Source organism: Mesorhizobium sp. CA4 (assembly GCF_020165075.1).
Classification (GTDB): Bacteria; Pseudomonadota; Alphaproteobacteria; order Rhizobiales; family Rhizobiaceae; genus Mesorhizobium.
This window is the reverse complement of the sequence record NZ_JAIUHK010000031.1, coordinates 33,119-42,667: the sequence shown is the minus strand read 5'-3', so window position 1 is coordinate 42,667 and position 9,549 is coordinate 33,119. Positions and strand designations below refer to the sequence as shown.

General features: G+C 64.6%; 11 protein-coding genes and 1 pseudogene. 6 read left to right on the top strand and 6 right to left on the bottom strand.

From position 1 onward, the window contains the following. Window positions 1-43: 43 nt before the first annotated feature. Window positions 44-805 carry a GGDEF domain-containing protein gene (locus tag LB528_RS22825; protein ID WP_224716402.1) on the bottom strand — a complete coding sequence of 254 codons (762 nt, stop codon included), beginning with the start codon at window positions 803-805 and terminating at the stop codon, window positions 44-46. 150 nt (window positions 806-955) lie between these two features. On the opposite strand from LB528_RS22825, the gene LB528_RS22820 reads away from it, so the two are divergent. Continuing rightward, window positions 956-1,663 (top strand): pyrimidine 5'-nucleotidase, encoded by a 708-nt coding sequence (locus LB528_RS22820; protein WP_224716375.1) that lies wholly within the window; start codon window positions 956-958, stop codon window positions 1,661-1,663. Between the two features lie 70 nt (window positions 1,664-1,733). On the opposite strand, the gene LB528_RS22815 is transcribed toward LB528_RS22820, so the two are convergent. Further along, the gene (locus tag LB528_RS22815) at window positions 1,734-2,573 is read right to left on the bottom strand and encodes an LOG family protein (RefSeq protein ID WP_224716401.1); all 840 of its coding nucleotides are present in this window, start codon (window positions 2,571-2,573) and stop codon (window positions 1,734-1,736) included. 144 nt (window positions 2,574-2,717) lie between these two features. On the opposite strand from LB528_RS22815, the gene dapD reads away from it, so the two are divergent. Genes dapD through LB528_RS22800 form a run of 3 tightly spaced genes read left to right on the top strand, consistent with a single transcriptional unit; the run spans window position 2,718 to window position 4,155 of the window. After that, window positions 2,718-3,572, top strand: coding sequence for a 2,3,4,5-tetrahydropyridine-2,6-dicarboxylate N-succinyltransferase (dapD, locus tag LB528_RS22810; RefSeq protein ID WP_224517157.1), 855 nt, complete (start codon window positions 2,718-2,720; stop codon window positions 3,570-3,572). Window positions 3,573-3,596: 24 nt separating this feature from the next. Continuing rightward, a complete protein-coding gene (locus LB528_RS22805; RefSeq protein WP_224517156.1) occupies window positions 3,597-3,968 on the top strand; it encodes a DUF805 domain-containing protein in 372 nt (123 codons plus the stop codon). Window positions 3,969-3,975: 7 nt separating this feature from the next. Further along, entirely contained in the window at window positions 3,976-4,155 is a 180-nt protein-coding gene (locus tag LB528_RS22800) for a hypothetical protein (protein WP_224716404.1), read from the top strand. Between the two features lie 33 nt (window positions 4,156-4,188). On the opposite strand, the pseudogene LB528_RS22795 reads toward LB528_RS22800, so the two are convergent. After that, a pseudogene (locus LB528_RS22795) lies at window positions 4,189-5,222 on the bottom strand (2-dehydropantoate 2-reductase). Window positions 5,223-5,396: 174 nt separating this feature from the next. On the opposite strand from LB528_RS22795, the gene dapE reads away from it, so the two are divergent. Further along, entirely contained in the window at window positions 5,397-6,596 is a 1,200-nt protein-coding gene (gene dapE, locus LB528_RS22790) for a succinyl-diaminopimelate desuccinylase (protein WP_224716374.1), read from the top strand. A 2-nt stretch (window positions 6,597-6,598) separates the two neighbouring features. After that, window positions 6,599-7,204, top strand: coding sequence for a transporter (locus tag LB528_RS22785; protein WP_224716400.1), 606 nt, complete (start codon window positions 6,599-6,601; stop codon window positions 7,202-7,204). Here the strand turns inward: LB528_RS22785 and truA are convergent. The 3 genes from truA to fmt all read right to left on the bottom strand — a co-directional run bounded on the left by truA (window position 7,201) and on the right by fmt (window position 9,544). Beyond that, a complete protein-coding gene (gene truA, locus LB528_RS22780) occupies window positions 7,201-7,989 on the bottom strand; it encodes a tRNA pseudouridine(38-40) synthase TruA (RefSeq protein WP_224716373.1) in 789 nt (262 codons plus the stop codon). The two genes, LB528_RS22785 and truA, sit on opposite strands and share 4 nt — an antisense overlap. Before the next feature lie 116 nt (window positions 7,990-8,105). Continuing rightward, window positions 8,106-8,612: a GNAT family N-acetyltransferase gene (locus tag LB528_RS22775; RefSeq protein ID WP_224716372.1), complete on the bottom strand. Its 507-nt coding sequence runs from the start codon at window positions 8,610-8,612 to the stop codon at window positions 8,106-8,108. After that, complete coding sequence (fmt, locus tag LB528_RS22770; RefSeq protein ID WP_224716371.1) at window positions 8,609-9,544, bottom strand: methionyl-tRNA formyltransferase; 936 nt, start codon at window positions 9,542-9,544, stop codon at window positions 8,609-8,611. The genes LB528_RS22775 and fmt overlap by 4 nt, the downstream gene beginning before the upstream one ends. Window positions 9,545-9,549 lie beyond the last annotated feature (5 nt).

Here is a 9,549-nt window from a genome sequence, read left to right as displayed (position 1 = left end):
AATATCGACATGGTTAGGGCTCTGCTAACGCCCGCGGCGAAGCTCAAGCCGCTTCCGGAAGCTCGCGATCGAGGATCGAAAGATTGCGGCCGCGGTTCTTGGCCTCGTAAAGCCTGCGATCGGCGGCGCGCATCAAATCGGAAACGGTCGCGCTTTCGCCGCAGCTTATGCCGCCGATCGAGACGGTGAGCGGCACGGTCCGCTCGTCGACGGGGCGGAAACGGATGAGCTCGACCTCGCGGCGGATGCGTTCGGCGATATGCTTGGCTTCCGCTTCGCTGGCGCCGACCAGGAAGGCCGCGAACTCCTCGCCACCGATGCGGCCGAGCACGTCGCCGCGGCGGATGCCGCGCTCGATGGCGCCGGCGATCAGCAGCAGCGCTTGGTCGCCTGTCAGATGACCATAGCTGTCATTGATCCTCTTGAAGTGATCGGCGTCGATGATGAGGAGCGCGCCGCGATCGCTCTTGCGCCGCGATCCGTCGAGCGCGGCAAAGAAAGTTTCGCGGTTGAGCATGCCGGTCATGTCGTCGCGGCTTGCCTTTTCCGACAGGCGCCTGTGGGCCGCCGCGAGCTGCGCGTGGGCGCGGGCAAGTTCGCGATGAGCATTCTGCAACCGATCGCTCTGCCAGAAGCTGCTGGCGCTGGCAGCCCAGGCGAGGACGAGCGGGCAAACCGTCGACGCTAGCCAGACCGTGCGGCTCATCGGAAAGCCCATTGCCGGCATCACAATCAGCGTCAACAACAGCGAGGCAGCGACCGAAGCGAATGCCACGGCAGCGGCCCTCAAAAATATGCGACTCATCACTTGCTCCCAACGGTCAGCTTGTGTGCCAGCAAGCGTTAAAGGCGACCTTTCCAGGACTTTTAAAATTTGAAGCGAGGCGCCATTTTCGCATTTCGTGACGCGCATAAGTTGTGGATAAATCCAGCGTCGGCATGCCATAAGAAATCCATGACAACGACACCCGATCCCGCCCGCTTCGCCCATGTCACGGACTGGGTGTTCGACCTCGACAACACGCTCTATCCGCATCACTCGAACCTGTTCGCGCAGATCGACGTGAAGATGACCGCCTATGTCGGGGAGCTGCTGACGCTTTCGCGCGATGACGCGCGCAAGCTGCAGAAGGAGCTCTACCTGGAATACGGCACGACGCTGAATGGGCTGATGAAGCGGCACGGCATCGATCCCGACGATTTTCTCGAGAAGGTGCACGACATCGACTATTCGCGGCTGGTGCCGGACCCGGTGCTGGGCGCGGCGATCCGCCAGCTTCCCGGGCGCAAATTCATCTTCACCAATGGCGACCGCAGGCATGCCGAGCGCACCGCGCGCCAACTCGGCATATTGGAGCATTTCGACGCCATCTTCGACATCGTGGCGGCGGGGCTGAACCCCAAGCCGGAGCGCCAGACCTATGAGCGCTTTGCCGAATTGCACTCGGTGACCGGGCACAATGCGGTGATGTTCGAGGACCTGGCGCGCAATCTGGCGGTGCCGAAAACGCTCGGGATGACGACCGTGCTGGTGGTGCCGCGCAATTTCGAGCCGACCTTCTCGGAAATCTGGGAACGCGACCCGGCAAACGAGGACGACGTCGATTTCGTCACCGACGATCTCGCCGGCTTCCTGACCGCGATCGTCGACGTCGTGGTCTGACCAACTCCAAGCGGACCTCCCGGCCGGCCTTGCCGTCGGACGCGTGGCCTTCCGAGCCGTGGCAATTATCTTAAAGCTTGTAGAAGCGGCGGATGATCTCCCAGGCCTCGTCGGCGGTGTCGACGAAATCGATGATGTCCTGATCTCCGGGCGAGATCGTGCCCTGCTCGGCGAGGAAGTCGAGATCGATCGCCCTTTGCCAGAACGTCTTGCCGAACAGAATGACCGGCACGCGCTCCATGCGCCCCGTCTGGATGAGCGTCAGCGTCTCGAAGAACTCGTCCATCGTGCCGAAGCCGCCCGGGAAGACTGCGACCGCCTTGGCCCGCATGACGAAATGCATCTTGCGGATGGCAAAATAGTGGAAGTTGAAGCAGAGCTCCGGCGTGACATAGGCATTGGGCGCCTGCTCGTGCGGGAGCACGATGTTCAAGCCGATCGACGGCGCGCCGACGTCGTCGGCGCCGCGGTTGCCGGCCTCCATGACGCCCGGTCCGCCGCCCGTGACGACGACATACTCCCGATAATAGGAGGTGGCCGACTGCCGCGAGCACAGACGGGCGAATTTACGCGCCTCCTCGTAATATTTGCTGTTCGCCTCGAGGTTCTCCTTCTGCGTCTCGTTCTTGGCCGCCCAGGCCTCGCCGCCCGGTTCGGGCAGGCGAGCGCCGCCGAACAGGATGACGGTCGAGCGAATGCCGCGCTCGGCCAGGATCATCTCCGGCTTCAGGAGTTCGAGCTGCAGCCGCACGGCGCGCAATTCGCGCCGCGTCATGAAGTCGGGATCGTTCCAGGCCAGCCGGTAGGTTTCGGCACGTGTCTGCGGGGTATCCGGCACGCTTTTCGAGCGTTCCAGGTCCTCGTCCGAATGCGGCAGCGGCGTCCACCCTGCCTTTTCCATGGGAGTCATCGAATCCACCCGTCCAATTCCTTCACTTGCGCCGTCCCGTGACGCTGGCGCGATTGACCCCCATTGAGCCTTAACATAGGGTCCGCGCGACTTTTAAACAGGTTAAGGCTGAGCGCCTTAACAGCTTGGTAATGGAGCGAAATCATGTCGAAGCCCGATCTGGCGAGCCTCGAAAAGACCATCGAAAGGGCCTTCGAGGAGCGCGACACGATTTCGACCGCGACGCGCGGCGAGACGCGCGACGCCATCCAGGCGGCGCTCGACCTGCTCGATCGCGGCGTCGCCCGCGTCGCCGAACGGCGGGACGACGGCAAGTGGCACGTCAACCAGTGGCTGAAGAAGGCAGTGCTGCTCTCCTTCCGGCTGAACCCGATGGAGATCATCAAGGGCGGTCCCGGCCAGGCCGTGTGGTGGGACAAGGTGCCGTCCAAGTTCGACGGCTGGAGCGCCGTCGATTTCGAGAAGGCCGGCTTCCGCGCCGTGCCGTCCTCGATCGTGCGCCGCTCGGCCTATGTCGCGCCGGGCGCCGTGCTGATGCCGTCCTTCGTCAATGTCGGCGCCTACGTCGATACCGGCACCATGGTCGACACTTGGGCCTCGGTCGGCTCCTGCGCCCAGATCGGCAAGAACGTGCATCTCTCCGGCGGCGTCGGCATCGGCGGCGTGCTGGAGCCGATGCAGGCCGGCCCGACCATCATCGAGGACAATTGCTTCATCGGCGCGCGCTCGGAAGTGGTCGAGGGCTGCATCGTGCGCGAAGGCTCCGTGCTCGGCATGGGCGTGTTCATCGGCCAGTCGACCAAGATCGTCGACCGCGCCACCGGCGAGGTCTTTTACGGCGAGGTGCCGCCGAACTCGGTCGTCGTCGCCGGATCGCTGCCGGGCAAGCCGCTGCCCAATGGCGACCCGGGCCCGAGCCTTTATTGCGCCGTCATCGTCAAGCGCGTCGACGCCAAGACCCGGTCCAAGACCTCGATCAACGAATTGCTGCGCGATTGATCCTCCCCAACGGAGCGGACGCTATTGTCTGACAGATCGCAATTCCTCTGGCTGTTCTTCAGCCTTTCGGGGCGGCTGAGCCCGGTCGCCTATGCGCTGGCCGGGATCCTGCTGGTGCTTATCCAGTTTTTCCCGTTCTACCAGTTCGCGCGGGTTGAACTGAACACCGCGGCCAGCCAGAACTGGGCCATGATCTGCTGGGGGGTGCTGCTGATCTCGGCCTGGGCCACCTTCGCGGTCACGGCGAAGCGCTTCCACGATTTCGGCAAGCCGACCTATTTTGCGCTGATCTCGCTTATCATCGGGCCCATCCTGCTCATCATCCTCTCCTGTTTCCGCAGCGATCCCGGACCGAATCGCTACGGCAGGCGCACCAACGCGCCAGGCGATAGCTGAGACCGCCATGCGCCACCGCACGCTCGATCCGGCGCGGATCATCGATACCGCCCAGAGGCTCGAGGAGCGTGTCGCCGAGCGTTTTCCGCAAAGGGGACTGCGCGCCGTCGCCGGCGAACTGGTGTCGCTGTCGCGGGACCTCGCCAAGGCCGCCAGGGCGATGCCATCAATGATATCGAGAACCTGAGCTCCAATCTGTCGCGCAAGATCTGGCAGAAGATCACGCTGATTCAGGACCGGCGCTGACCGCTTCCGGCCTGAGGCCGGGCGGACCGCGCTTTTCCGCTTCCGCCTGACGCATCAGCGCCGTGACGCGTTCATTGACCGGCGTCGGGATACCCGTTTGTTTCGCCAGGCGAATGACCGCGCCTTGCAATTCGTCGATCTCTGTCGGACGGCCGCGTTTCAGGTCGTCCCACATCGACGAGCGCGCCTGAGGGTCGATCGCCAGCATGCGGCGGGCCAGAAGCCCAAACAACCAGTCGGGGAGCCGCAGCAATTCGGCAGCAGCATCGGCGGCAGGCCGGTGATGCGCGCCGGCCTGATGCCCGCGGCCCTCATCACGGCGAGCCCCTCGTCGATCTCGGCGGCGAGGATTGAGCGCCAGCTTCGGTCGGCCAGTTGCCTGACCAGCGGCAGGTCGGAGAGCGCCACCAGCGCATTGTTGAGGTTCATCAGCAATTTGCCCCATTGCACCGCCTTCATGTCGGCGCGCGCTTCGACGGCAAGCCCATCAACATCGAGCAGATCGACGAGACCGTCGACGCCGGTATCGATCATCACCTCGCCCTGGCTGGCGCGGTGCGCACGCAACGGCGCCTCGCCATCGGGCGACAGGACGACGTTGAACATTACCATGCCGGTCAGCACCCGCCGTCCAAGGAGTGCGGCGCGCAGCCTGTCGGCATTGTTGACGCCGTTCTGCAGGCTGACCACCACGGCATCCGGGCGCCCATGGGCTGCGATCAGCCTGGCCATCCCCCCGGTCGCGCCGCTCTTCACCGTCACCAGGATGACATCCGCATCTGTCAGTGCGATCGCCGGATCGTCGCTCGCCGAAATCGCTTGTGCCTCGACGCGGCGGTCTCGGCCGTCGAGATCGCTGACGCGCAGCCCGCTTTCGCGCATGGCCTCGACGACGCGGCCGCGGCCGAGGAAGACGACCTTGCGTCCGGCGAGCGCCAGGCAGCCGCCGACATAGCAGCCGATGCTGCCGGCGCCGGCTATCGCGATGGTCCTCGTTTCACTGGCCATGCACTCGTCCTCGCTTGGCCCGCAATTTACTATTATGCATATCGTTCTCCCAGAACCGCTGCACACTTCCGGGCGACATGCGTTTACACGTCATGAAAACCATGTTGTCGGCGGCATGACCGGCGATCATCTGCCATCGTGACACGACAAACGCTTTCGACTATCGCTTTGCCCATGACATTGCCGACCGATCCCGCCGCGAATCTTGCCGCCCTGATCCGCTGCCCGTCCGTGACTCCCGCCGAGGGTGGCGCGCTTGCCGCGCTGCAAGACATGCTGAAGCCGCTCGGCTTCTCGGTCGAACGTCCAATCTTCTCGGAAGACGGCACGCCGGACATCGAAAACCTCTATGCGCGGCGTTCGGGCAACGGCCCGCATCTGATGTTTGCCGGCCATACGGACGTGGTGCCGGTGGGCGACGAGGCGGCCTGGACGCATCCTCCCTTCGCCGCCGAAATCGCCAATGGCGAGATGTATGGCCGGGGCGCGGTCGATATGAAGGGCGGCATCGCCTGCTTCGTCGCCGCCGTGGCGCGCCATGTCGCAAAGAATGGCGGCCCGAAAGGCTCGGTGTCGCTGCTCGTCACCGGCGACGAGGAAGGACCGGCCATCAACGGCACCACCAAGCTGCTCGACTGGGCGGCGGCCAAAGGCGAGAAGTGGGACGCTTCGATCGTCGGCGAGCCGACCAATCCGGATGCGCTCGGCGACATGATCAAGATCGGCCGGCGCGGCTCGCTCTCCGGCAGCGTCATCGTCAACGGACGCCAGGGCCATGCCGCCTATCCGCAGCTTGCCGACAATCCGGTGCGCGGTCTGATCAGCCTGGTCGACGCGCTGCTCCATCCCGTGTTCGACAAGGGAACGAAGGATTTCCAGCCGACCAATCTCGAAGTGACGTCGATCGACGTCGGCAATCCGGCGACCAACGTCATCCCGGCCAAGGCGACCGCGACGTTCAACATCCGCTTCAACGACAGTTGGGATGCAGAGACGATCCAGGCCGAGATCCACAACCGGCTCGACCAGGCCGCCGGGCGCAGGAAATATCGGCCGGGCAAGAAGACACCGGTCGAGTACGAGCTCGTCTGGCGCGACCGGCCAAGCCATGTCTTCCTGACCCGCGACGACAGGCTGATCGATACGCTGAGCAGCTCGGTCAAGGCCGTGGTCGGCAAGACGCCGGCGCTCTCCACCTCCGGCGGTACGTCGGACGCGCGCTTCATCAAGGATTATTGCCCGGTGGTCGAGTTCGGCCTGGTCGGCAAGACCATGCATATGGTGGACGAGCGCGTCGCCCTTGCCGATCTGGAGACGCTGACGCAAATCTACGAACGCTTTATCGAAGATTGGTTCGGACAAGGCCTTTCGTGACCATGCTTTCGGCGGACGAAACCTATGCTTCGCTGGCCGGCGCCTGGCGGCTGATGTTCGGCAAGGCCGACGGGTTGCGCCTGCTCGACCTTTCGGCGGACGGTTTCTGGAATTCCTTCTTCGCCATCGTCGTGGCCGCCCCGGCGCTGATCGTCGGCTGGGTCGGGATCGCCAACGAGATCGGCGATCCGGACGCCTTCGCCGGGCGCCTCGGCATGCTGATCCGGCTGGCGACCGTCGATCTCGGCTCCTGGGTGCTGCCGTTGGTGGCGCTGGCGCTCGTCGCGCCACGCGCCGGCATAGGCAGCCGCTTCGTCCACTATGTCGTCGCGTCCAACTGGGCGTCGGCGATCATCGCCTGGCTGATGCTGCCCGCGGCGCTGCTCAGGCTCTTCCTCCCCTCCAGCAGCGAGATCACCAGCCTGTTGTCGCTGGTTCTGTTTGCCCTGTCGATGGTGCTGACCTGGCGCATGACCAATGCATCGATCGGTAAAGGCCCCGCCGTGGGCACGGCCGTGTTCGTCGGCATGTTCGTTGCCTCGCTGCTCGTCCTGTTCGGCCTGCAGGCGCTGCTCGGCATCGACATACCGGACGGCACGACGGGTTAGATGTCTGTGTCCCCAGCGATGGCGGATTTGCCGGGCGCCTCTGGATAGTCCACCCCGACAAGAAACAGTCCGTCCGGCGGCGCTACCTGGCCGCAGGCGGCGCGGTCGCGCGCTTCGAGCGCCGCTTTGAGATCGGCGGCGCTCCAGGAGCCGTCGCCGACGCGCTTCAGCGAGCCGACCATCGAGCGAACCTGGTTGTGCAGGAAGGAGCGCGCCGAGCTGCGCACCTCGACGAAGTCCCCATTGCGGCCGACGTCGAGGCGGTCAAGCGTGCGGACCGGGCTTTCGGCCTGGCACTGGGTGGAGCGGAAGGTGGTAAAGTCATGCTTTCCGAGCAGCACCTTGGCCGCCTCATGCATGGCCTCGGCATCGAGCCGCTTCGGCACCCACCAGACCTTGCCCTTTTCCAGCGCCGCCGGTGCCCGGCGGTTAAGGATGCGATAAAGATAGTGGCGGCCGGTGGCGGAAAAGCGCGCGTCGAAACCGTCGGCGACGACCGCCGCCTTGAGGACGGCTACACGCGCGCCGGCCGCGTGCAAATGGGCGTTGACCGCATCGCGCACCTTGTCGCCCGACCACGCTTTGGCCAGATCGACATGAGCCACCTGGGCGGTGGCGTGCACGCCGGCATCGGTGCGGCCGGCGGCGCGTATTCTTACCTCTTCACCGCAGAACTTCTGGATCGCCTGCTCGATCGCCTGCTGCACCGAGGGCTGGTCGGCCTGATGCTGCCAGCCGGCGAATTGGCTGCCGTCATATTCGATATCGAGCCGAAAACGCGGCATGTTCAGATAATTGTCTGCGGTCGAAACGAGACACTGTCTTCTCGTTTGAGCATGATCTTATCCGAAAACCTGTTCCCACTTTTCGCGGACGCGGACCTTCGGTTCGGGATCATGCTCTAAGCAGCGAGCGCGGTGAAGGCCGAAGCGTAGACCAGCCTGCCGGTCTCCGGCGCGTCGCCCCAAGCCAAGGCCTGCAGCGCCTCGCCCTGATACTCGCTTTCGAACCTTCCGGCGCGATCATGGGTGTAGCCAAACCGACCGTAATAGGTCGGATCACCCAAGACCACGGCAAGCGTCTCGCCGGCTTCCTTGAGCCGCACATGCGCCTCGCGGATCAATGCGCCGCCGATGCCGGTGCCGTGGAAGGAGGGTTCGACCGCCAGCGGCGCCAGCGCGACGGCCGCGAAGCGCTTGCCGCCATTGTCTACGTAAAGCCTGGAAAACAGGATGTGGCCGACGACCTGGCCGTCTTCCTCTGCAACCAGCTCGACGACGGCGTCGCCGCCGGTGACCAGCGCGTCGACCAGACCGGCTTCCGCCTGCTGGCCAAAGGCATGCTCTTCGACGAGACGGATCGCCTCGCGATCCCGCGGCGTCGCCGCGCGTATCGACATCATGCTCATGTGAGTTTAGTTCCTTTTGCGATCTTGGCTCCGCGCAAAAACTCCTGCGCGGCGGCAGGCCTTCCGCCCGCCCGTTGAACTTCGACCAGCCTGACCGCGCCCGATCCGCAGGCGACCGTCAGCCGGTCATCGAGAATTCCTCCCGACTCGCCGGCGCCATCCGAGAGCGTCGAGCGAAGCAGTTTCAGCCGCTCCATGCGGCCGCCAATTTCGACCTCGCACCACGCGCCCGGGAAGGGCGAGAGGCCGCGAATGTGATTGTGGACTTCGCCAGAAGGCCGCGTCCAGTCTACGCGTGTCTCCGATTTATCGATCTTTTGGGCGTAGGTCACCCCTTCCGCCGCCTGCGGGGTAAATGTCATACAATTTATCCCCAACTGCGCGAGCGCCTCGACCATCAGCGATGCGCCCTGCACCATCAGGCGATCATGCAATTCGCCGGCCGTCATATCGGGTCCGATGGCGCATTTTTCAACCATAGCCACCGGTCCGGTGTCCAGACCCTCTTCCATCTTCATGACCATCATGCCGGTCTCGGTATCGCCGGCCATGATGGCGCGCTGGATCGGAGCTGCACCACGCCAGCGTGGCAAAAGCGAGGCATGGCCGTTGAGGCAGCCCAGCCTCGGCGCGTCCAAAACGGCCTTCGGCAGGAGCAGGCCGTAAGCCACGACGACAGCGACATCGGCCTTCAAGGCGGCGAAGGCCTGCTGCTCGGCCTCGCTTTTCAGCGATTTCGGCGTGCGCACCTCAAGCCCCAACCGCTCCGCCTCGCGCTGCACCGGCGAGGGCGTCAATTCCAGCCCGCGCCGGCCGCCAGCGCGCGGCGGCTGGGTGTAGACGGCCGCGATCTCGTGGCCGGCCTCGGCAATAGCGCGCAAGGTCGGCACGGAAAAATCCGGCGTGCCCATGAAGATGGCGCGAAGGGGCATGCCCC

Bases quoted from the DNA above. Each gene is read 5' to 3' on its own strand.
- LB528_RS22825 (WP_224716402.1), bottom strand. From the start codon at position 805: ATGAGTCGCATATTTTTGAGGGCCGCTGCCGTGGCATTCGCTTCGGTC.
- LB528_RS22820 (WP_224716375.1), top strand. From the start codon at position 956: ATGACAACGACACCCGATCCCGCCCGCTTCGCCCATGTCACGGACTGG.
- LB528_RS22815 (WP_224716401.1), bottom strand. From the start codon at position 2,573: ATGACTCCCATGGAAAAGGCAGGGTGGACGCCGCTGCCGCATTCGGAC.
- dapD (WP_224517157.1), top strand. From the start codon at position 2,718: ATGTCGAAGCCCGATCTGGCGAGCCTCGAAAAGACCATCGAAAGGGCC.
- LB528_RS22800 (WP_224716404.1), top strand. From the start codon at position 3,976: ATGCGCCACCGCACGCTCGATCCGGCGCGGATCATCGATACCGCCCAG.
- dapE (WP_224716374.1), top strand. From the start codon at position 5,397: ATGACATTGCCGACCGATCCCGCCGCGAATCTTGCCGCCCTGATCCGC.
- LB528_RS22785 (WP_224716400.1), top strand. From the start codon at position 6,599: ATGCTTTCGGCGGACGAAACCTATGCTTCGCTGGCCGGCGCCTGGCGG.
- truA (WP_224716373.1), bottom strand. From the start codon at position 7,989: ATGCCGCGTTTTCGGCTCGATATCGAATATGACGGCAGCCAATTCGCC.
- LB528_RS22775 (WP_224716372.1), bottom strand. From the start codon at position 8,612: ATGAGCATGATGTCGATACGCGCGGCGACGCCGCGGGATCGCGAGGCG.
- fmt (WP_224716371.1), bottom strand. From the start codon at position 9,544: ATGCCCCTTCGCGCCATCTTCATGGGCACGCCGGATTTTTCCGTGCCG.